Source organism: Massilia sp. X63 (assembly GCF_041023745.1).
Taxonomy (GTDB): Bacteria; Pseudomonadota; Gammaproteobacteria; order Burkholderiales; family Burkholderiaceae_D; genus Telluria.
Genome location: NZ_JBFTEF010000014.1, coordinates 90,996 through 111,484, shown reverse-complemented (window position 1 = coordinate 111,484; position 20,489 = coordinate 90,996). Strand labels below are relative to the sequence as shown.

Sequence of the window (20,489 nt, the reverse complement as noted above, 5' to 3'; positions counted from 1 at the left end):
CGCCCACGCGTCCAACCAGCTGCTACGTCATTGCGATGCCTATTCGAACTCCATCCCGTCACATGCCGGATTGCCACTCCAATCTGCTGGATATATCCCATTGCGGACGAACCGTTCGAACGACGAATACGGCCAATCCGACACGGCGCTTACCAATCCGTGCTTTACAGGGTTGAAATGGATGTAATCCACATGCCGTTCCATATCGGTTTCATCCCGAATCCGGTGTTCCCAGAAGCGGCGTTGCCACATTGCAGTGGTGCGCTGGCGCTGCCGCGACTTCGATAGCGCAGCCAAGTATAGCTGGCCGCATGCATGCGAAACGTGGTGCTTGATTTGCGACCAGCGCAACGAGAAGTTGGAATCCCCGTCGGGGAGTGTCCAAATGCAGTGCAGGTGATCGGGCATCAGGACTATCGCGTCGGTTGTGAACGGGTAGCGACAGCGTACCTGTTCAATGGCTTGGCGAAGTGCGATGCGTACAGGTTCGTCGCAAAGAATAGGTCGGCGTCGGTGCGTTACGACCGTGAAGAAATAGGAAGTACCGGTCAGGGCACGGCGGTAGCGGGGCATCTGCGCATAGTAGGGCGGCGCCGAGAGTGGAGCGTGCGCCGGATCAAGCGTGATTTGAACGCGTGGGCGGGGAACCCGCCCACCCTACGGTTTTTGCAGGTATTCAATCTCTTGAGTGACCGCCTGGCGCACGATCTCGCCCAGCGCCTCGTTCAGGCCCTGGCGCAGGTCGGCGGTAAAGCTGTCGAGCGTGCGCTGCATGGCGTCGGCCATGGCGTCGCGCACGCGCTGCTCGATGACGAAGTCGACCCGGCCCTGCAACTGCTGCAGCACGCGCTCGGTGACGCGGCGCTCCAGCACGCTCCACTCCTCGCCGGTCCAGCGCTCGCTGGCGCGGCGTTCCAGTTGTTCGGCGGCGGGCGGCGGGGCAGGCGCCGCTTCCTGCGCCGGCGCCGCTGGTTCGCTGACGACTTCGGTGAGAACGGGAATGCTCGGATCGAATGCGGGCGTCTGGTTCATGACTGTCCTGCGACGAAGTGGGTGAGGGGGTAGTTCTGCTTCTTGTAGGCGACGTAGCGCTGGCGCCCGGCGGCGGCGTCTTCTTCGTCGATGGAGATGATCTCGAACACGCGCGCGAATTTGTCCAGTGTAGCGGGCGTGCGGCGGGTGAGGTTGACCAGCATCTCATGATGCGGCAGTTCCACGCCTTCGTCGGCGGTGACGATCACCGGCGTTTCATGCGCCAGCGGGTCGCCGGCCGGCACATGCGGGATGAAGTCGGTGTTTGAAACCGTCCACAGCGCGGCGTTCAGCGCCTCGGCCTGCGCGGCATCCTCGGCCAGCAGCACGACCCTGGCTTTCGAGGCATACGCCTTGCGGGCGAGGCGGCAGGCATAGGCCAGCTTGTCGGGGATATTGGTGTGAAAGTCGATGCGGGTCATGTGCTTGCAAAAGAATGGGGCGGCCTTCTGGCCGCCCCCGCAGTTTAGTACAAATACATCAGGCGCCGATGTTGCCTTGCGCGCCGCTCGGGTTCATGCCGCTATGGCGCAGCAGCGCGTCGATCGAGGGCTCGCGGCCGCGGAAGGCCCTGAACGACTCCAGCGCCGGGCGCGAGCCGCCCACCGCCAGGATCTCCTGCTGGAAGCGCTTGCCGGTTTCCTGCAGCTGGCCGGACTCGAGCGCCTCTTCGAAGGCGGCGTAGGCATCGGCGGACAGCACCTCGGCCCACTTGTAGCTGTAGTAGCCGGCCGCGTAGCCGCCCGAGAAGATGTGGCCGAAGGAGTGCTGGAAGCGGTTGAAGCTCGGCGGAATCATCACCGCGAACTGCTTGCGGATGTCGTCGATCAGGTGCTGCACCGTGCGCTCGGCTTGCGGATCGAAGTCGTAGTGCAGGTGCATGTCGATCAGCGAGAACTCCACCTGGCGCAGCGTCATCATCCCGGACTGGAAGTTCTTCGCCGCGATCATCTTGTCGTACAGCGCGCGCGGCAGCGGCTCGCCGGTTTTCACGTGCGCGGTCATCTGCTGCAGCTTGTCCCACTCCCAGCAGAAGTTTTCCATGAACTGCGAAGGCAGTTCCACCGCATCCCATTCCACGCCCGAGATGCCCGACACCGACAGCTCCTCGACTTCGGTCAGCATGTGGTGCAGGCCGTGGCCGAACTCGTGGAACAGGGTGATGACCTCGTCGTGCGTGAACAGCGAAGGCTGCTGCTTGCCGTCCACAAAAGCCGGCGGCGTGAAGTTGCAGGTGAGGTAGGCGATCGGGGTCTGCACGATGCCGCCGATGCTCACGCGGCGGCCGCGCGCGTCGTCCATCCACGCGCCCTGGTTCTTGCCTTCGCGCGCATACAGGTCGAGGTAGAACTGGCCCACCAGCTGGCCCTCGCGCTCGATGCGGAAGAAGCGCACGTCCGGATGCCATACGGGTGCGTCGTCAGCCTTGATCTGCACGCCGAACAGGTCCTGGATGACCGTGAACAGGCCCTGGACCACCTTCGGCTCGGGGAAGTATTCCTTCACTTCCTTCTCGGAGAAGGCGTAGCGCTGCTCGCGCAGCTTCTCGGACGCATAGGCCACGTCCCAGGACTGCAGGTCGTCGATGCCCAGCTCGGTTCGAGCAAAGGCGCGCAGCTCTTCCAGGTCTTTCTCGGCGAAGGGGCGGGCGCGCTTGGCCAGGTCTTCCAGGAATTCGACCACGTGCTGCGGGCTCTCGGCCATCTTCGGCACCAGCGAGACCTCGGCGAAGTTGGCGTACTCCAGCAGCTGGGCTTCTTCGTGGCGCAGCTGCAGCAGCTTGACGATGTTGGCGGTGTTGTCCCACTCATCGGCCTTGCTGAACATGGTGCCGGTATCCGAGGCCTTGGTGCTACTTGCGCGATAGATGGTCTCGCGCAGGGCGCGGTTGTCGCAGAACTGCAGCACCGGGTAGTAGGATGGGAAGTGCAGGCTGAACTGCCAGCCGCTCTTGCCGTCCTTCTCGGCCGAGGCGCGTGCCGCAAGCTTGACGTCGTCCGGGATGCCCGACAGTTCTTCTTCGTTCGCGACCAGCAGCTTGTAGTCGTTGGTCGCGTCCAGCACGTTCTGCGAGAAGCGGGTGCTGGTGGCGGCCTGCTGCTCCTGGATCTCGGCGAAGCGCTGCTTCTTGTCTTCCGGCAGCTCGGCGCCGCCCAGGCGGAAGTCGCGCAGCGCGTTCTCGACGATGCGCTTGCGCGCCGGCGAGAGGCTGTCGTATTCGCTGCCGGCGCGCAGCAGCTTGTACTTGGCGAACAGGGCCTCGTTCTGGCCGAGCGAGGTCCAGAACTCGGTGACCTTCGGCTGGTTCTCGTTATAGGTGGCGCGCAGCTCGGGCGTGTCGGCCACGTGGTTCAGGTGATTGACCACGCCCCAGGCGCGGCCCAGGCGCTCGGTGGCTTCCTCGAGCGGCACCACGAAGCTGTCCCAGGTGACCGCGTCGCTCGGCGCTTCCAGCCGGGCCACCACCTCGGCGGCCTCCTTGATCAGCTGTTCGATGGCCGGGGTGACGTGTTCGGGCTTGACCAGGTCGAAACGGGTCAGGCCCGAGAAATCGAGGAGGGGATTGCGGGTGTCGATGCTCATTGTCTTCCTTCCTGGCTGAATAAGTTGTTCCGGCAGTGCCGGAATGCGTGCGGTCTCAGGCCACGCCGGGCTTCGGTTCCATGCCGCTTGCCTGGCTTGGGCAGTGCTGGCTGCTGGTGTGCACGCGCTCGGCCGACTCGAGGGTGTTCATCAGCAGCATGGTGATCGTCATCGGGCCGACGCCGCCCGGCACCGGGGTGATGTGCGAAGCGACTTCGCGCACGCCTGCGTAATCCACGTCGCCGCACAGCTTGCCGGCGTCGTCGCGGTTCATGCCGACGTCGATCACCACAGCGCCCGGCTTGACCATGTCGGCGGTCAGCGTGTTGCGGCGGCCGACGGCGGCAACCACCACGTCGGCCTGGCGGGTGTGGTAGCCCAGGTCCGGCGTCGCGCTATGGCAGATGGTGACGGTCGCGTTGGCTTGCAAGAGCAGCAGGGCCATTGGCTTGCCGACGGTGTTCGAGCGGCCGATCACGACGGCGTGCTTGCCGCGCAGGTCGATGCCGGTGGTCTCGATCAGCTTCATGCAGCCGTACGGGGTGCAGGGGCGGAAGCCGGGCAGGTTGGCGACCAGTTCGCCGGCCGACAGCACCGAGTAGCCGTCGACGTCCTTGCTGGTGGCGATGGCTTCGATGACCTTGCTCGGGTCGATGTGCTTTGGCAGCGGCATCTGCACCAGGATGCCGTGGATGCTCGGGTCGGCATTCAGGGCGGCGATACGGTCGAGCAGGGCCTGCTCGCTCAGGTCGGCGTCGTACTTCTCCAGCACCGAATGAAAACCCACGTCGCCGCAGGCCTTGACCTTGTTGCGCACGTAGACGTGGCTCGCCGGGTCCTCGCCGACCAGGATCACGGCCAGGCCGGGCTGGCGGCCGCCAGCGGTCAGTTTGGCGGCGCGCTGGGCGATTTCACCGCGCAGTTGTTGGGAAAGGAGGACTCCGTCGATATTCTGGGCTGGCATGGTAGGGGCTCACGGCTAGGCAAAAATGAAATTATAAGGCCCTGCCTCATATCGCGCGCCGCACTGGGCGAAGCATTGTCATATTTACCCGTTGACCGGCCGAAGGGAGCGTGGGCGCTGATCGCCCCGCGGAGGGACGGATGTGGCCTGGTCGGCTTCGCCGACCACCCGGAAAATGTGCGCTCGCAGCATAGGATTTTGCATTATGAAATGGCATATCGCAATTTGAAAAAGCGAAACACCACTGGTAGAATCCAAGGGTTTATTTTCAGATAGTTGAAATTTCACCAAACCGCCACCAGCCAACCTAGGGATCGGGTGGGGCGCAAATCTTAGGAGACGCATTAATGTCAGCTCAACTCGACCAGTTGACGGCACAAGCTGCCAACGACCCCGACACCATCGAAACCCAGGAATGGCTGGATGCGCTGGAGGCGGTGATCGAACATGAAGGCACCGAGCGCGCGCACTACCTGATGGAACGCATGGTGGACCTGGCGCGCCGCCGCGGCGCCCACATCCCGTTCTCGAGCAACACGGCCTACGTCAACACGATCCCGGCCCACCTGAACGTGAACTGCCCGGGTAACCTGGAATACGAAGAGCGCCTGCGCTCCTGGATGCGCTGGAACGCGATGGCGATGGTGGTCAAGGCCAACCGCGCCGACGGCGACCTGGGCGGCCACATCTCCTCGTTCGCCTCGCTGGCGAACATGCTGGGCATCGGCTTCAACCACTTCTGGCACGCCCCGACCGAAGAACACGGCGGCGACCTGCTGTACATCCAGGGCCACTCCTCGCCGGGCATCTACGCGCGTGCCTTCCTCGAAGGCCGCATCTCCGAAGAGCAGCTCTTGAACTTCCGCCGCGAAGTCGACGGCAAGGGCCTGTCGTCCTACCCGCACCCGAAACTGATGCCGGACTTCTGGCAGTTCCCGACCGTGTCGATGGGCCTGGGCCCATTGATGGCGATCTACCAGGCGCGCTTCCTGAAGTACCTGCACGCACGCGGCATCGCCGACACCGAAGCCCGTAAGGTCTGGGTCTTCTGCGGCGACGGCGAGATGGACGAGCCGGAATCGATGGGCGCGATCGGCATGGCCGCGCGCGAGCGCCTCGACAACCTGGTCATGGTGGTCAACTGCAACCTGCAGCGCCTGGACGGCCCGGTGCGCGGCAACGGCAAGATCATCCAGGAACTCGAAGCGGACTTCCGCGGCGCCGGCTGGAACGTGGTCAAGGTCATCTGGGGCTCGCAATGGGACGCCCTGCTCTCGAAGGACAAGGATGGCATCCTGCAGCGCGTGATGATGGAAACCGTCGACGGCGAATACCAGAACTACAAGGCCAAGGACGGCGCCTACGTGCGCAAGCACTTCTTCGGCAAGCACCCGGAGCTGCTGAAGATGGTCGCCAACATGAGCGACGACGACATCTGGCGCCTGACCCGCGGCGGCCACGACCCGCACAAGATCTATGCCGCGTTCAAGAACGCGCAGGAGAACAAGGGTTCGCCGACCGTGCTGCTGGTGAAGACCGTCAAGGGCTTCGGCATGGGCAAGTCGGGCGAGGCGCGCAACACCGCGCACCAGACCAAGAAGCTGGACGACGCCGCGATCCGCGAGATGCGCGACCGCTTCGCCATCCCGATCCCGGACGACAAGCTGGCCGAGATCCCGTTCTTCAAGCCGTCCGACGACGCGCCCGAGATGCAGTACCTGCACGAGCGCCGCAAGGCCCTCGGCGGCTACCTGCCGCAGCGCCGTTCGAAGGCCGACGAAGCCCTGGTCGTGCCGCCGCTGGAAACCTTCAAGTCGGTGCTCGAGCCGACCGCCGAAGGCCGCGAGATCTCGACCACCCAGTCCTACGTGCGCGTGATCACCAGCCTGCTGAAGGATCCGAGCATCGGCCAGCGCATCGTGCCGATCCTGGTCGACGAATCGCGTACCTTCGGCATGGAAGGCCTGTTCCGCCAGATCGGCATCTTCAACCAGCAGGGCCAGCTGTACGAGCCGGTCGACCGCGACCAGGTCATGTACTACCGTGAAGACAAGGCCGGCCAAATCCTGCAGGAGGGTATCAACGAAGCGGGCGGCATGAGCTCGTGGATCGCCGCGGCGACCTCGTACTCGTCGAACAACCGCACCATGATCCCGTTCTACACCTTCTACTCGATGTTCGGCATGCAGCGCGTGGGCGACCTGGTCTGGCTGGCCGGCGACATCCGTGCGCGCGGCTTCCTGATGGGCGGCACCGCCGGCCGCACCACGCTGAACGGCGAAGGCCTGCAGCACGAGGACGGCCACAGCCACATCATCGCCGCGACCGTGCCGAACTGCCTGCCGTACGACCCGACCTTCGGCCACGAAGTGGCGGTGATCATCCAGGACGGCCTGCGCCGCATGGTGACGGAACAGGAAGACGTGTTCTACTACATCACCATCATGAACGAGAACTACGCGCATCCGGGCCTCAAAGCCGGCCAGGAAGAGGGCATCCTGAAAGGCATGTACCTGCTCCAGGAAGGCGCCGCCGCATCGAACGCGCCGCGCGTCCAGCTGATCGGCTGCGGCACCATCCTGCGCGAGTCGATCTTCGCCGCCGAGCTGCTGAAGAACGACTGGGGCGTCGACGCCGACGTGTGGTCGGCTCCGTCGCTGACCCTGCTGGCGCGCGACGGCCAGGATTGCGAGCGCTGGAACATGGTCAACCCGAACGCCGAACAGCGCGTGCCTTACGTGACCTCGCTGCTGCAGAACACCACCGGCCCGATCGTCGCGACCACCGACTACATGCGCATGTTCGCAGAGCAGATCCGCGCCTTCATGCCGAAGGACCGCAGCTATAAAGTGCTGGGCACCGACGGCTTCGGCCGCTCGGATTCGCGCGTCAAGCTGCGCGAGTTCTTCGAGGTGAACCGCTACTACGTCACCGTGGCTTCGCTGCGCGCGCTGGCCGACGAAGGCAAGATCGACCGCGCCGTGGTGGCGCAGGCGATCGAAAAGTACGGCATCGACCAGAACAAGCCGAACCCTGTGACCGTGTAAATGCTCGTAGCCGTCGCTCCTGTTGATGCAGGAGCGACGACTCTACAGCCAACTCAAAGAAAAACTGGAGCTAACACTATGAGCATTGTGGAAGTCAAAGTCCCCGATATCGGCGACTTCAAGGAAGTGGAAGTCATCGAGCTGATGGTCAAGCCGGGCGACACGATCAAGGTCGACCAGTCGCTGGTCACCGTCGAGTCGGACAAGGCGAGCATGGAAATCCCGTCCAGCCACGCCGGCGTCGTAAAAGAAATCAAGGTCAAGGTCGGCGACAAGGTCGCCGAAGGTTCGCTGGTGCTGCTGCTGGAAGAAGCCGCCGGCGCCGCTGCGCCTGCCGCTGCTGCTGCTACATCGGCTCCGGCTCCGGCGCCTGCCGCCGCCGCACCGGCCGCCGGAGCCACGCCGGCGCCTGCCGCTGCCCCTGCGGCATCGGGCGGTATCGTCGAAGTGACCGTGCCGGACATCGGCGACTTCAAGGAAGTCGAAGTCATCGAACTGATGGTCAAGCCGGGCGACCAGATCAAGGTCGACCAGTCGCTGATCACGGTCGAATCGGACAAGGCGAGCATGGAGATCCCGTCCAGCCACGCCGGCACCGTCAAGGAAATCAAGGTGAAGGTGGGCGACAAGGTCGCCAAGGGTTCGCTGATGCTGCTGGTCGAGTCGACCGGCGGCGCTGCCGCTCCCGCAGCTGCCGCCGCTGCGCCGGCACCGGCTGCGGCTCCGGCCGCTGCTGCCCCGGCGCTGGCCGCCGCCGCTCCGGCGCCTGCCGCCGCCCAAGCGCCGGCACAAGGCGTCACCGGCTCGAAAGCCCACGCGTCGCCGTCGATCCGCAAGTTCGCCCGCGAACTGGGCGTGGACCTGGCGCGCGTGCCGGGCACCGGCCCGAAAGGCCGCATCACCCAGCAGGACGTGCAGAACTTCGTCAAGGGCGTGATGGCCGCCGGCCCAAGCGCCGCCGCACCGTCGAAAGCCGGTTCGGGCGGCGGCATGGAAGTGCTGGCCTGGCCGTCGCTGGACTTCTCGAAGTTCGGCCCGACCGAAACCGTGGCCCTGCCGCGCATCAAGAAGATCTCGGGCCCGAACCTGCACCGCAACTGGGTCATGATCCCGCACGTGACCCACTTCGAGGATGCCGACGTCACCGATCTGGAGCAGTTCCGCGTCGATTCGAACGCCGCGCTGGCCAAGCAGAAGTCGACCGTCAAGCTGACCATGCTGGCCTTCGTCATCAAGGCCTCGGTTGCGGCGCTGAAAAAGTTCCCGCAATTTAACTCGTCGCTGTCGGAAGACGGCGGCAGCCTGATCGTCAAGCAGTACTACAACATCGGCTTCGCGGCCGACACCCCGAACGGCCTGGTGGTCCCGGTCGTGAAGGATGCCGACAAGAAGACGATCTCGCAGATCGCCGTCGAAATGGGCGAACTCTCGGCCGCGGCGCGCGACGGCAAGCTGTCGCCGAGCGCGATGCAGGGCGCGACCTTCACCATCTCGTCGCTGGGCGGCATCGGTGGCACGGCCTTCACGCCGATCATCAATGCGCCGGAAGTCGCGATCCTGGGCCTGTCGAAGTCGGCGATGAAGCCGGTGTGGGACGGTTCTACCTTCCAGCCGCGCCTGATGCTGCCGCTGTCGCTGTCCTATGACCACCGCGTCATCGACGGCGCCGGCGCCGCGCGCTTCGCCGCCTACCTGGCCGACGTGCTGGCCGACCTGCGCAAGACCCTTCTGTAAGGAGCCCGAGCATGAGCACTGTTGAAGTGAAGGTTCCGAACATCGGCGACTTCAAGGACGTCGAGATCATCGAACTGCTGGTCAAGCCGGGCGACACCATCAAGGTCGACCAGTCGCTGGTCACCGTCGAATCGGACAAGGCCAGCATGGAGATCCCGTCGACGCACGCCGGCGTGGTCAAGGAAATCAAGGTCAAGGTCGGCGACAAGGTGAACGAAGGTTCGCTGCTGCTGATGGTGGAAGAATCGGGCGCCGGTGCTGCACCGGCTGCACCGGCAGCGAGCGACAAGCCTGCCGCCCAGATCGGCGCGCAGGCCGTGGCGCCGACCGCGGCCGCGGCACCGACCGACTCCTACGCACCGGCGCACCCGGCGCCGGCAGCCGCGCCGGCTGCCGCACCGGCCCCGGGCGCGGCAAGCTACAGCGGCGCGGTCGACATCGAATGCGAGATGATGGTGCTGGGCGCCGGACCGGGCGGCTATTCGGCCGCCTTCCGCGCAGCGGACCTGGGCATGAACACCGTGCTGGTCGAGAAGTACGCGACCCTGGGCGGCGTGTGCCTGAACGTGGGCTGCATCCCGTCCAAGGCGCTGCTGCACGTGGCGCACATCATGGACGAGACCGCGCACATGGCCGACCTGGGCGTGAGCTTCGCCAAGCCCGACGTCGACATCGACAAGCTGCGCGCCTACAAGGATGGCGTGATCAAGAAGATGACCGGCGGCCTGAACTTCATGGCCAAGGCGCGCAAGGTCAACGTGGTGCAGGGCGTTGGCCAGTTCCTCAGCCCGAACCACATCGAAGTCACGGCAGCCGACGGTTCGAAAAAGGTCGTCAAGTTCGCGAAGGCGATCATCGCCGCCGGTTCCTCGGTGGTGAAGCTGCCCTTCGTGCCGCAGGATCCGCGCATCGTCGACTCGACCGGCGCGCTGGAACTGCGCCAGGTGCCGAAGCGCATGCTGGTCATCGGCGGCGGCATCATCGGCCTGGAGATGGCCACCGTGTACTCGACCCTGGGTGCGCGCATCGACGTGGTCGAAATGATGGACGGCCTGATGCAGGGCGCCGACCGCGAGGCCGTCAAGGTCTGGCAGAAGTACAACGCGCACCGCTTCGACAACATCATGTTGAAGACCAAGACCGTCGGCGTGGAAGCGCTGCCGGAAGGGATCAAGGTCACGTTCGAAGCGGCCGAAGCCGGCGCCACCGCACCGGAACCGCAGCTGTACGACCTGGTGCTGGTGGCCGTGGGCCGCAGCCCGAACGGCAAGAAGATCGCCGCCGAGAAGGCCGGCGTGGCGGTGACCGACCGCGGCTTCATCGGCGTGGACGGCCAGATGCGCACCAACGTGCCGCACATCTTCGCCATCGGCGACCTGGTGGGCCAGCCGATGCTGGCGCACAAGGCGGTGCACGAAGCCCACGTGGCGGCCGAAGCGGCGCACGGCGAGAAGGCCTATTTCGATGCCAAGGTAATCCCGTCGGTGGCCTACACCGATCCGGAAGTGGCGTGGGTCGGCCTGACCGAAGACGAAGCCAAGCAGAAGGGCATCGCGGTCGAGAAGGGCCACTTCCCGTGGAACGCCAGCGGCCGCGCGGTCGCCAACGGCCGCGACGAGGGCTTCACCAAGCTGCTGTTCGACGCCGAGACCAAGCGCATCATCGGCGGCACCATCGTCGGCACCAACGCCGGCGACATGATCGGCGAAGTGGCGCTGGCCATCGAGATGGGCGCGGATGGCGTGGACATCGGCAAGACCATCCACCCGCACCCGACCCTGGGCGAGTCGATCGGCATGGCGGCGGAAGCCTACAAGGGCGTCTGCACCGACCTGCCGCCGGCACGCAAGAAGTAATCGCTGTTCGAGCGCAGGAATGACATGGGACCCTTCGGGGTCCCATTTTTTTGAGCCGATCACTGCGCTGCGGGATGCAGTTTCCATGCACACCTACATCTGCTTAGACCGGGGTCAGGTCTGACAATCAGACACGAGCTCGACAATGCAAAGCAGCCAAAGGCAGAGTTCGTGTCCAAATGTCAGACCTGCCCCCGACGTTGTTTTTTTCCAGGCACTCACATCTGCTTGAACAGATCCACGTAATTCCGGCTCACCACCAGCTGCTCGTTCCGCTCCTTCAAGCGCACGTGCAGCCGTCCGCGGAAGTCCGTGCGCGTCCCCGCCACATGCCTTGCCGCGACGATCACCCCGCGGTGGATCTGCCAGAACTGCTGTGGATCGAGCTGTTCCTTCAGCTTGCTCAGCGGCGTGCGGATCAGGGCTTCGCCGTCCGCCAGGAACACGCTGGTGTACTTGTCGTTGCTCTGGAAGTAGATCACTTCCTCGATGGCGATCAGGCGCGTCTCCTGGCCCTTGGCGGCGCGGATCCACTGCAGCTGCGCGGGAGCCGGCGCGGCCACGCCCAGTTGGCGCAGCAGCGCGGCCAGGGCGTCGGGAACCTGGGCCGGCGCCGGCGCGGCCAGCGCCCCCTTCAGGCGCGCCACCGTGCGCGACAGCCGCTCCAGCCCGATCGGCTTGAGCAGGTAGTCGAAGGCCGCATGTTCGAACGCCTGCAGCGTGTAGTGCTCATGCGCCGTGGTGAACACCACCCGCGGCGCCTGCGCCCCTGCGCACAAGCGCGCCGCCAGCTCGATGCCGTTCAGGCCCGGCATCTGGATGTCGAGGAATACCACCTGCGGCGCCAGCTCGTCGATGAGCTGCAGCGCCTGCACGCCGTTGGCGGCGCGGGTGACGCGCAGCTCCGGCCAGGCGATGGCCAGCTGCGCTTGGAGGTAGTCGAGCAGATGCGGTTCGTCGTCCGCGATCAGGGCGTGTGGATGGTCGATGATGGCACCGATAAGGGAAGCAGCAGGCGCGCAATGACGCCGCCGGCAGGGTTTTCGATGAGCTCGAGCCGGGCGCCGCTGCCATGCAGCTGGCGCAGGCGTTCGCGCAGGTTGGACAGGCCGACGCCGCCGCCGGGGCGCGCCGATGTGGATTCAACATCCGTGCGCAAGCCCATGCCGGTATCGCGCACCTCGATGCACAGCAGGTCGCCGTCACGGCGCGCGCCGATCACGATCTCGCCGCCGTCCAGCTTCGGTTCGATGCCGTGCATGATCGCGTTCTCGACCAGCGGCTGGAGCAGCATCGGCGGCATCGGCAGCGTGCCCAGGCCTGGGGCAAGCTCGACACGCCAGTGCAGGCGCTCCTCCAGGCGCACGCCCAGCACGTCGAGATAAGCGCCGGCCAGGTCCAGTTCCGCGCCCAGGGTCGCGTGCTCGGCGCGGCTGGCCGACAGGCTGGCGCGCAGGTAGTCGATGAAGCGCTCCAGCATGCGGCGCGCCTTGGCCGGCTGGCTGTCGATCAGGCTGAGGACGTTGGCCAGCGTGTTGTACAGGAAGTGCGGCTCGATCTGCGCCTGCAGCGCGCGCAGGCGCGCCTCGGCCAGCAGGCGGCCGGCGGCGGCGATCTGTTCCTGCTGGCGCGCGGTCTCGGCGGCGCGCCGCAGGCGGCGTTCGCCGGCAATCAGCACCATGACCATGCACACGGCCGTGATCAGGGCGAAGACGAGCAGGACGCTCAAGGTGGGGCCGTACTGGAAAAAACGCAGCGGGTTCCGACCCGCCACCAGCGCATTGCCGAAGGGGATGCCGATCACGCTGGCAGCGGCGATCGCCAGCACCTGGGCACTGCGAAAGCGCCAGATGTTGGCGCGCGAGACCGTGCGTTCGAGCAGGGACAGGGCGCCATGGATCTGCAAGCCGATCAGGTTGCTCACGATCAGGGTGGTGAGCAAGAGACGGGCGAACGACACGTCGGCACGGCCGAACAGCTTCTGCAGTACCGTGAGCACGAGCCCGACCACGCTGCTCCAGATTGCGGTGTACAGCAGGTTGCGGGCGAGCGAAGGCGGCCAGTGCCGGAACAGCGGAATCAGTTCCAGCGGATGGCTGCGGGTGCGTATCGTCGCGCCGGGTACGGCAGGGGGTGTGGTGGTGATCATGAAGTCAGGAAATTACCATGAAAGAGACGCGGGGTCGTCGGTGGCGCTATTCTGGCCACGCGCGCGGCCTTGCGCCCGTACGTGCGACCGTCGGGAAACTAGCCGGTGCGAGGTGCATCCTGGCAGCGCGAACTGCAGGGAAAGAATTCAATCGTGACAGCGTACCGCGCTGTATTGACTTGTTATGATGGGAAGGCGTGGCGGCAAGCCACTTGTCGCCGGTCGCGTGTCAACGCTACAGGGAGACTGCTATGTACGAACACGGCAATGAATACGTCGGGACGGTTTATATCTTGCCCGAAACACGCTGCTTCGAGCTCAAGACCACGCTGCACGGAGCGCCCCACCTCGTGCACGGCACTATTTCCCAGCAACTGGCGGCGCGCTTCGTAGAAGGCGCGCCCGAGCATATCGACCCGGGCCAGGTCGCGCTGCAGCCGCGCCGGGTCGAAGTGATGACCCGCGAGATCCACGAACGCCACCGCGCCCCGCGCAAGGTGTACTGCCTGACCCGGCTGTTCGACTTCGAGACCCAGACCCGGGCCGATCCAGCCCCGGCCATGGCCTGAGGGTTGCCCAGGCCGGGACGTAAAAAAACCGCCCGGCTTGCGCGGGGCGGCTTGATTGGTAAGCGCTTGCTTACGTGAATGCGATGAAGCGTTGCGGAATGTCGATGCTGCCGGCCCGAGCGGCGGCGGCGTAGGCACGCATTTCTGCAACGACCGCTTCCAGCTGTTCGTTGTCGGGATTCTGGAGAAAACCCTTCATGCGCTCCTGCAGGGAGGCCTGCTGGTCGCGCCATTCGTAACGGGAAGACTTGCTCATGCTTCCTCCTCGCGGCCAACAGCCGCTGTCGTTTTATTGTTCATGACATCCTCCTTTGATAAGGATGTCATATTGTCACAAGTATGCGCCCCAGGTCGGTGCGATCACGCACAGACCGGATGTTGACCATATGGTCAAAAAATGCTGCGATAAAACAACTCTAGGCGTTGGGCAAGTACGCGGCGCGCTTCTTCGCGTGCCGGTTCGCGCTCGGGGAACAGGTAACGCACCACCGGGTCGCCGTTGATGCAGGCGATCAGGTGCGAGGGCAGCAGGGCCAGCGGGGCGTCGGGGCGCAGCTGGGCGCGGATGTCCGGCCGGGCAAAGTAACGCTCGAGCATGTCGCGCGTCATGCGTGGGCCGGCTTCATAAAAGGCTTCGGCCAGCTCCGGATTGGTGGCGGCCTCGGCCATCACCACGCGCTGCAGGGTCATCGCATCCGGCTCGCACAGCATGTCGTAGAAGTAGCCGGCGAACTCGTCGATGACTTCGCGTAGCGGGCGCGGGTCCACGTCCATTTTGCCGACCGGGAAGAAGCGCTCGCGACGCGCCGCCAGCACCGCCTTGAGCAGGCCGGCCTTGCCGCCGAACTTCACATAGATGGTGCGCACCGCGACTCTCGCTTCGCGGGCAATGGTTTCCAGGCTCACGCCGGCATAGCCGTGTTTCAGGAACAGGCAGCCGGCGACATCGATCAGTTCCCGGGTGCGTGCCTCGACTTCGGAGGCCTTGGGGCGGCCGGCCGATTTCACGGGAGAAGTGGTCTCAGGAGTCGCTTTGGTCATGGTGGGTACTGTAATGGACCTAGAAATGAAATGCAACCGTTTCATTTCTTGACTTCGGCGAAAGCTTGGCGAATAATGCGCTCGACCCATTTCATTATTCATCGGAGTTTGACCCCATGGCAGAATCGCACACCCCGGCGGCACCGCACCCGGCCGCACCGACCCATGCGCCGGCAGCGGCGGCACCGGGCAAGGCTCCGCCCAACAAGCGCGTACTGGGCGTGGTGGCGCTGATCGCCCTGGTTGCCCTCGGCGCGGGCGGGCGCATGTGGTACCGCAGCAGCCACTATGTCGAGACCGAGAACGCCTACGTCACCGGGCGCGTGCACCCGGTGTCCGCGCGCGTGGCCGGCGTGGTCACGCGCGTGCTGGTCGACGATAACCAGATGGTCAAGGCGGGCGACCTGATCGCCGAGCTGGACCCGGCCGACCATCGTGTGCGCATCGAGCAGATCGAGGCGCAGATCGCCAGCGTCGAACAGCAGATCGCCCAGGCCGACGCCCAGGTCAAGCAGGTACGGGCGCAGGCCGGCGCCGCCGGCGCGCAGGTGAAGCAGGCCGAGGCCCAGCTGGTGCGCGCGCGCCAGGACGCCGAGCGCTACGGCCAGCTGTACAACGAGACCATGAAGGCCGTCTCGAAAGCCGAGGTGGACGCATCGAGCGCCGCGCGCGCCGCCGCCCAGGCCGACGTGGCGGCACGCCGCGACAGCGCCAGCGCCGCCCAGGCCCAGGTAGCCGCCGCCGATGCCGGCCGCGACGTGCTCAAGGCCCAGGTCAAGGTGCTGCAGGCGCAGCTGAAGGACGCCCAGCAACAACTGGGCTACAACCGGATCGTGGCCCCGGTGGCCGGCCGCGTCGGCAAGCGCAGCATCGAAGTCGGCGCCCGCGTGCAGCCGGGCCAGCAGCTGCTGGCCGTGGTCGAGGACGAGGTCTGGGTGACCGCCAACTTCAAGGAAACCCAGCTGGCCGGCCTGGAGCCGGGCCAGAAGGTCGCACTCGAAGTCGATGCGCTGCCGGGCAAGCACCTGGAAGGCCGCGTGCACAGCTTCTCGCCGGCCTCGGGCAACCAGTTCGCGCTGCTGCCGGCCGATAACGCGACCGGCAACTTCACCAAGATCGTGCAGCGCGTGCCGGTCAAGATCGTGCTCGACCCGGCCGACGTGAAGAAGTATGCCGGCCGCCTGGTGCCGGGCATGTCGGTGGTGGCCGAGGTGGAGCTGGGCCAGAAGGTGGCGCGCAGTTCGGATCGCCAGACCGCGGCCGTCGCCCACTAAGGAACCGCGATGACCAGCCTGACAAAAGGCGCCGCGCCCGGCAGCTACGCGGGGGCGCCGCCCAACGGCGCCCGCATCGATGCGCGCACCTGGATCGCGGTGGCCGCCGGCATGCTGGGCGCCTTCATGGCGGTGCTCGACATCCAGATCACCAATTCCTCGCTACGCGACATCCTCGGCTCGCTCTCGGCCACGCAGGAAGAGGGCTCCTGGATCTCGACCGCCTACCTGTGCGCCGAGATCGTCGTGATCCCGATGACCGCGCTGTTTACACGCGCCTTCGGGGTGCGCCGCTACATGATCGGCACCACGGCGCTGTTCCTGGTGTTCTCGACCCTGTGCGGCGCGGCCTGGAACCTGGAAAGCATGATCGTGTTCCGCATGCTGCAGGGCTTCACCGGCGGCGCGCTGATCCCGATGGCGATGACGCTGGTGATGACGCGCCTGCCCGCTTCCAAGCGCGCGGTCGGCATGGCCATCTTCGGCCTTACCGCCACCCTGGCACCGGCCATGGGCCCGACCCTGGGCGGCTACCTGTCCGAGTTGTACGGCTGGCCCTCGATTTTCTACCTGAACTGGGTGCCGGGCGTGCTGTTGATCGCCGGCATGCTGTGGGGGCTGGACAAGGAAGCATCCAGCCTGAAGGTCCTGGTCAAGGCCGACTGGCTCGGCATCGCCCTGATGGCGCTCGGCCTGGGCTGCCTCACCATCTTCCTGGAAGAGGGCAATTCGAAGGACTGGTTCGAGTCTTCGTTCATCGTGAGCTTCGCCTCGCTGTCGCTGGTGGGCATCCTGGGCTGGGTGGCGCTGAGCTTCTCGCGCCCGGACCCGTTCGTGAACCTGCGCCTGTACGGCCAGCGCAACTTCCTGGTCGCGACCGTGCTGTCGGCGGTGACCGGCATGGGGCTGTACGGCTCTTCGTTCCTGCTGCCCCTGTACCTGGGCCAGATCGCCGGCTACACCCCGATGCAGATCGGCGAAGTGATCGCCTGGGCCGGCCTGCCGCAGCTGCTCGTGATGCCCTTCGCGGCGGCGCTCTCGTCGAAGGTCGACAACCGCATCCTGTGCTCCTTCGGCCTGCTGATGTTCGGCGGCTCCTGCCTGATGAACGCCTTCATGGACGCGAGCACCGGCTACGACCAGCTGATGCTCACCCAGATCGTGCGCGCCATCGGCCAGCCCTTCGTGATGCTGACCCTGTCGAACTTCGCGATGCAGGGCCTGCCGCCCAGGGACATGCCCTCGGCCTCGAGCCTGTTCAACATGACCCGCAACCTGGGCGGCTCGATCGGCATCGCCCTGCTGGCCACGGCGCTCACCAAGCGCGAGCACTTCCACTCGGCGCGCCTGGGGGAGGCGGTCTCGAACTACGCGCTGCCGACCCAGCAGCGCCTGGAACAGCTGACCCAGGGCTTCATGGCCGGCGGCATGGACCCGGCTACCGCCGCCAACCAGGCGCTGGCCGTGGTCGACCGCATCCTGCGGCGCGAATCCTATGTGATGGCCTACAACGACGCCTTCTGGATCATCGGCCTGCTGCTGATCGCCTGCATCGGCGCGATCTGGCTGGCGGACAAGGTGAAGTCGCCGGGCGGCGCCTCGGGCGCCCACTGAGTCTTCCCCCGACATCGAATCAAGAGAATACTGAAGAGAATGCGCATGCTGAAGAAACTTGTACTCGTCTCCGCGCTGGCCGCCGCCCTCGGCGGCTGCACCACGGTCGGCCCCGACTTCAAGGCGCCGGCCGGCGCGATCGATGCGGGCTACCGCCACGCCGCCTCGGGCAATGACGCGGCGCGCCTGCCGGCCCAGTGGTGGAGCGTGTTCGGCGACGCCACCCTCGACCAGCTCGAGCAGCGCGCGCTGCGCGACAACCCGGGCGTGCAGGCCGCGGCGCAGCGCCTGCTGCAGGCCCAGGCCCAGCTGGGCGTGGTGCGTGCCGGCCAGGCGCCCAACGTGGCGGTGGGCGCGGGCGTGTCGAATTCGCGCACTTCCGCCGAGACCTCGCAGGGCCTGGCGCTGGGCGGCCGTTCGATCGAAGGCAACAACTTCAGCGTCGGCGCCTCGCTGTCGTACGAGCTCGACCTCTGGGGCCGGGTGCGCCGCGTGGTGGAGGCCTCCGACGCCCAGGCGCTGGCGGCCCAGGACGAGCGCGACGGCGTGCTCTTGCTGCTGTCGGGCCAGGTGGCCCAGTCGTACTGGCAGCTGCGCGGCCTGGACGCCGAGCTGGCGATCCTCAAGAATGCACTGGGGGCGCGGCGCGAGGCCCAGGAACTCATCGAAGCCCGCTTCAAGGCCGGCCTGACCAACGAACTGGACGTCTCGCGCGCCCGCATCGAGCGCGCCAACGCCGAAGCCGACCTGCACGAGGTGCAGCGCCAGCGCAATACGGTCGAGCACGCGCTGGCCACCTTGGTGGGCGCGTCGCCGAGCCAGCCGCTGATGGCCGAGACGGCCGCCGCGCAACTGCCGCTGCCCCCGGGCATCCCGGTCGGCCTGCCGGCCAGCCTGGTGGGGCAGCGTCCCGACCTGGCGGCCAGCGTGGCCCAGCTGAAGTCCTTCAATGCCCAGGTGGGCGTGGCCGAAGGCGCTTTCTATCCGTCGCTGTCGCTCACGGCGAACTTCGGCTTCGCTTCGGAGCACCTGCGCGACCTCGCCAGCGGCGGCGCGCGCCAGTTCTCCTTCGGGCCGCTGGCGCTGTCGCTGCCGGTGTTCGACGGCGGCCGCAACCGCGCCAACCTGGCGCTGTCGAAGGCGCGCTACGAAGAAGCGGTGGCCAACCACCAGACCCGCCTGTTGACGGCGCTGCGCGAAGTGGAGGACGCGCTGTCCGACGTGCAGGGGCGCCAGCAGCAGGGCGAGGTGCAGGCGCAATCGCAGCAGGCCGCCGCGCGCGCCCTGCTGGTGGCGCAGGCGCGCTACCAGCGCGGCCTGTCGACCTATCTCGACGTGACCGAGGCCCAGCGCACCTCGCTGGCGGCCGACCGCGCGGCGGCGCAGATCCGCACCCAGCGCCTGCTGGCCACCGTGGCGGTGGCGCGCGCGCTGGGCGGCGGCTGGGAGCAGGGCGAGCCGCTCGCCACCATCGCCAAGCCCGGCATTTAATGTAGGGTGGTCGGCTTCGCCGACCACCCTACGATAGACGCAGGCTACAATGGCCGATCACTCAACCATGCGAGGATCCGCCACCATGTCCCTGTCCGCACGCGCCCTGTTCATCGCCGCTGTCCTGGTTTCAAACGGGGCCCTGGCCGCTGCTCCCGTCCCGCACTGGCAAGCCATCCCCAGCGGCACCAGCGCCGAACTGCGCGGCCTGTCCGTCGTCAGCAGCAAGGTCGCCTGGGCCAGCGGCGCCAAGGGCACCGTGCTGCGCACTGTCGACGGTGTGCAATGGCAGGCGCTGCAGGTGCCGGAGGCCGACAAGATCGACTTGCGCGACATCCAGGCCTTCGACGCCAACACCGCCGTCGTAATGGGGGCAGGGCCGGGCGCGGCCTCGCGCATCTACCGTACCGAAGACGGCGGCGCTTCGTGGCGCCTGATCGCCACCAACCAGGTCGCCGAGGGTTTCTGGGACGCGATGGCCTTCTGGGACAAGGACAACGGCATCCTGTTCGGCGATCCGGTCAAGGGCAGCTTCCAGGTCTACACCACGGGCGATGGCGGCCGCTCCTGGCAGGAAGTCGCGGCCAAGGGGCTCGAGGCGATGCCGAACGAGGGCGCGTTTGCCGCCAGCGGCACCTGCCTGACGGTCGCGGGCTCGAACGATGCCTGGATCGCCACCGGCGGCAGCGCCAGTTCGCGCGTGTTCCACTCCAGCGACCGCGGCAAGACCTGGCGCGCGGCCGCCACGCCGGTCCCGGCCGGCGCCGCCGCGCGCGGCGTGTTCTCGGTGGCTTTCCTGAATACCAAAGAGGGCTTCGCCGCCGGCGGCGACTACAAGGAAACCCGCATGGCCGGCATCAACGGCGCCTACAGCCAGGACGGCGGCGCCAGCTGGACGGGGGTGGCGATGGCGCCCGCCGGCTACATGTCGGTGGTGGCGCCGGTGCCCGGCGCGCCGCGCGCATTGGTGGCCGCCGGCCTGGCCGGATCGGGCTACTCGCTGAACGGCGGCCGCAGCTGGACCGAACTCGACAAGACGCCGATGAACACGGTCGGCTTTTCCGGCCCCACCCAGGGATGGGCCGTGGGGCCGAAAGGCTTGCTGATGAAGTACGCAGGGCCGGCGCTGCAATGA

General features: G+C 66.4%; 17 protein-coding genes. 8 read left to right on the top strand and 9 right to left on the bottom strand.

Translation table 11 applies throughout. From position 1 onward, the window contains the following. Positions 1 to 39: 39 nt before the first annotated feature. The 5 genes from AB3347_RS21895 to folD all read right to left on the bottom strand — a co-directional run bounded on the left by AB3347_RS21895 (position 40) and on the right by folD (position 4,579). A complete protein-coding gene (locus tag AB3347_RS21895) occupies positions 40 to 573 on the bottom strand; it encodes a transposase (RefSeq protein WP_369093830.1) in 534 nt (177 codons plus the stop codon). Positions 574 to 657: 84 nt separating this feature from the next. Beyond that, positions 658 to 1,032 carry a hypothetical protein gene (locus AB3347_RS21890; protein WP_369093829.1) on the bottom strand — a complete coding sequence of 125 codons (375 nt, stop codon included), beginning with the start codon at positions 1,030 to 1,032 and terminating at the stop codon, positions 658 to 660. Then, positions 1,029 to 1,454, bottom strand: a complete 426-nt coding sequence (locus AB3347_RS21885; protein ID WP_369093828.1) for a DNA polymerase III subunit chi — start codon at positions 1,452 to 1,454, stop codon at positions 1,029 to 1,031. Before AB3347_RS21885 ends, AB3347_RS21890 begins: the two co-directional genes overlap by 4 nt. 58 nt (positions 1,455 to 1,512) lie before the next feature. Beyond that, the gene (locus tag AB3347_RS21880) at positions 1,513 to 3,615 is read right to left on the bottom strand and encodes a M3 family metallopeptidase (RefSeq protein WP_369093827.1); all 2,103 of its coding nucleotides are present in this window, start codon (positions 3,613 to 3,615) and stop codon (positions 1,513 to 1,515) included. 55 nt (positions 3,616 to 3,670) lie between these two features. Next, positions 3,671 to 4,579 (bottom strand): bifunctional methylenetetrahydrofolate dehydrogenase/methenyltetrahydrofolate cyclohydrolase FolD, encoded by a 909-nt coding sequence (folD, locus tag AB3347_RS21875; RefSeq protein ID WP_369093826.1) that lies wholly within the window; start codon positions 4,577 to 4,579, stop codon positions 3,671 to 3,673. A gap of 347 nt (positions 4,580 to 4,926) precedes the next feature. Here folD and aceE point away from each other — a divergent pair, with 347 nt between their 5' ends. The 3 genes from aceE (at position 4,927) to lpdA (ending at position 11,216) form a co-directional block, all read left to right on the top strand. Then, the gene (gene aceE, locus AB3347_RS21870; protein ID WP_369093825.1) at positions 4,927 to 7,626 is read left to right on the top strand and encodes a pyruvate dehydrogenase (acetyl-transferring), homodimeric type; all 2,700 of its coding nucleotides are present in this window, start codon (positions 4,927 to 4,929) and stop codon (positions 7,624 to 7,626) included. 78 nt (positions 7,627 to 7,704) lie between these two features. Then, positions 7,705 to 9,360 carry a dihydrolipoyllysine-residue acetyltransferase gene (gene aceF / locus AB3347_RS21865; protein WP_369093824.1) on the top strand — a complete coding sequence of 552 codons (1,656 nt, stop codon included), beginning with the start codon at positions 7,705 to 7,707 and terminating at the stop codon, positions 9,358 to 9,360. Positions 9,361 to 9,371: 11 nt separating this feature from the next. Beyond that, the gene (gene lpdA / locus AB3347_RS21860; RefSeq protein WP_369093823.1) at positions 9,372 to 11,216 is read left to right on the top strand and encodes a dihydrolipoyl dehydrogenase; all 1,845 of its coding nucleotides are present in this window, start codon (positions 9,372 to 9,374) and stop codon (positions 11,214 to 11,216) included. 218 nt (positions 11,217 to 11,434) lie between these two features. Here the strand turns inward: lpdA and AB3347_RS21855 are convergent, their stop codons facing one another. After that, a complete protein-coding gene (locus AB3347_RS21855; RefSeq protein ID WP_369093855.1) occupies positions 11,435 to 12,163 on the bottom strand; it encodes a LytR/AlgR family response regulator transcription factor in 729 nt (242 codons plus the stop codon). Between the two features lie 20 nt (positions 12,164 to 12,183). Further along, positions 12,184 to 13,365 carry a sensor histidine kinase gene (locus tag AB3347_RS21850; RefSeq protein ID WP_369093822.1) on the bottom strand — a complete coding sequence of 394 codons (1,182 nt, stop codon included), beginning with the start codon at positions 13,363 to 13,365 and terminating at the stop codon, positions 12,184 to 12,186. A 293-nt stretch (positions 13,366 to 13,658) separates the two neighbouring features. Between AB3347_RS21850 and AB3347_RS21845 the strand changes: the two genes are divergently transcribed. Beyond that, positions 13,659 to 13,934 (top strand): hypothetical protein, encoded by a 276-nt coding sequence (locus tag AB3347_RS21845; RefSeq protein ID WP_369093821.1) that lies wholly within the window; start codon positions 13,659 to 13,661, stop codon positions 13,932 to 13,934. A 70-nt stretch (positions 13,935 to 14,004) separates the two neighbouring features. On the opposite strand, the gene AB3347_RS21840 is transcribed toward AB3347_RS21845, so the two are convergent. Then, on the bottom strand, positions 14,005 to 14,190 hold the full coding sequence (locus AB3347_RS21840) for a hypothetical protein (RefSeq protein ID WP_369093820.1): 186 nt from the start codon (positions 14,188 to 14,190) through the stop codon (positions 14,005 to 14,007). A gap of 134 nt (positions 14,191 to 14,324) precedes the next feature. Beyond that, a complete protein-coding gene (locus tag AB3347_RS21835) occupies positions 14,325 to 14,975 on the bottom strand; it encodes a TetR/AcrR family transcriptional regulator (protein WP_369093819.1) in 651 nt (216 codons plus the stop codon). 116 nt (positions 14,976 to 15,091) lie between these two features. On the opposite strand from AB3347_RS21835, the gene AB3347_RS21830 reads away from it, so the two are divergent. The 4 genes from AB3347_RS21830 (at position 15,092) to AB3347_RS21815 (ending at position 20,489) form a co-directional block, all read left to right on the top strand. Further along, complete coding sequence (locus AB3347_RS21830) at positions 15,092 to 16,249, top strand: HlyD family efflux transporter periplasmic adaptor subunit (RefSeq protein ID WP_369093818.1); 1,158 nt, start codon at positions 15,092 to 15,094, stop codon at positions 16,247 to 16,249. Between the two features lie 9 nt (positions 16,250 to 16,258). Beyond that, entirely contained in the window at positions 16,259 to 17,863 is a 1,605-nt protein-coding gene (locus AB3347_RS21825) for a DHA2 family efflux MFS transporter permease subunit (RefSeq protein ID WP_369093817.1), read from the top strand. A gap of 45 nt (positions 17,864 to 17,908) precedes the next feature. Further along, complete coding sequence (locus AB3347_RS21820) at positions 17,909 to 19,354, top strand: efflux transporter outer membrane subunit (RefSeq protein ID WP_369093816.1); 1,446 nt, start codon at positions 17,909 to 17,911, stop codon at positions 19,352 to 19,354. 85 nt (positions 19,355 to 19,439) lie between these two features. After that, entirely contained in the window at positions 19,440 to 20,489 is a 1,050-nt protein-coding gene (locus AB3347_RS21815) for a WD40/YVTN/BNR-like repeat-containing protein (RefSeq protein WP_369093815.1), read from the top strand.

Coding starts and splice junctions, on each gene's coding strand:
- AB3347_RS21850 (WP_369093822.1), bottom strand. CDS start 13,365: ATGATCACCACCACACCCCCTGCCGTACCCGGCGCGACGATACGCACC.
- AB3347_RS21825 (WP_369093817.1), top strand. CDS start 16,259: ATGACCAGCCTGACAAAAGGCGCCGCGCCCGGCAGCTACGCGGGGGCG.
- AB3347_RS21895 (WP_369093830.1), bottom strand. CDS start 573: ATGCCCCGCTACCGCCGTGCCCTGACCGGTACTTCCTATTTCTTCACG.
- AB3347_RS21820 (WP_369093816.1), top strand. CDS start 17,909: ATGCTGAAGAAACTTGTACTCGTCTCCGCGCTGGCCGCCGCCCTCGGC.
- aceF (WP_369093824.1), top strand. CDS start 7,705: ATGAGCATTGTGGAAGTCAAAGTCCCCGATATCGGCGACTTCAAGGAA.
- AB3347_RS21840 (WP_369093820.1), bottom strand. CDS start 14,190: ATGAGCAAGTCTTCCCGTTACGAATGGCGCGACCAGCAGGCCTCCCTG.
- AB3347_RS21830 (WP_369093818.1), top strand. CDS start 15,092: ATGGCAGAATCGCACACCCCGGCGGCACCGCACCCGGCCGCACCGACC.
- AB3347_RS21815 (WP_369093815.1), top strand. CDS start 19,440: ATGTCCCTGTCCGCACGCGCCCTGTTCATCGCCGCTGTCCTGGTTTCA.
- AB3347_RS21880 (WP_369093827.1), bottom strand. CDS start 3,615: ATGAGCATCGACACCCGCAATCCCCTCCTCGATTTCTCGGGCCTGACC.
- AB3347_RS21835 (WP_369093819.1), bottom strand. CDS start 14,975: ATGACCAAAGCGACTCCTGAGACCACTTCTCCCGTGAAATCGGCCGGC.
- AB3347_RS21885 (WP_369093828.1), bottom strand. CDS start 1,454: ATGACCCGCATCGACTTTCACACCAATATCCCCGACAAGCTGGCCTAT.
- aceE (WP_369093825.1), top strand. CDS start 4,927: ATGTCAGCTCAACTCGACCAGTTGACGGCACAAGCTGCCAACGACCCC.
- lpdA (WP_369093823.1), top strand. CDS start 9,372: ATGAGCACTGTTGAAGTGAAGGTTCCGAACATCGGCGACTTCAAGGAC.
- folD (WP_369093826.1), bottom strand. CDS start 4,579: ATGCCAGCCCAGAATATCGACGGAGTCCTCCTTTCCCAACAACTGCGC.
- AB3347_RS21890 (WP_369093829.1), bottom strand. CDS start 1,032: ATGAACCAGACGCCCGCATTCGATCCGAGCATTCCCGTTCTCACCGAA.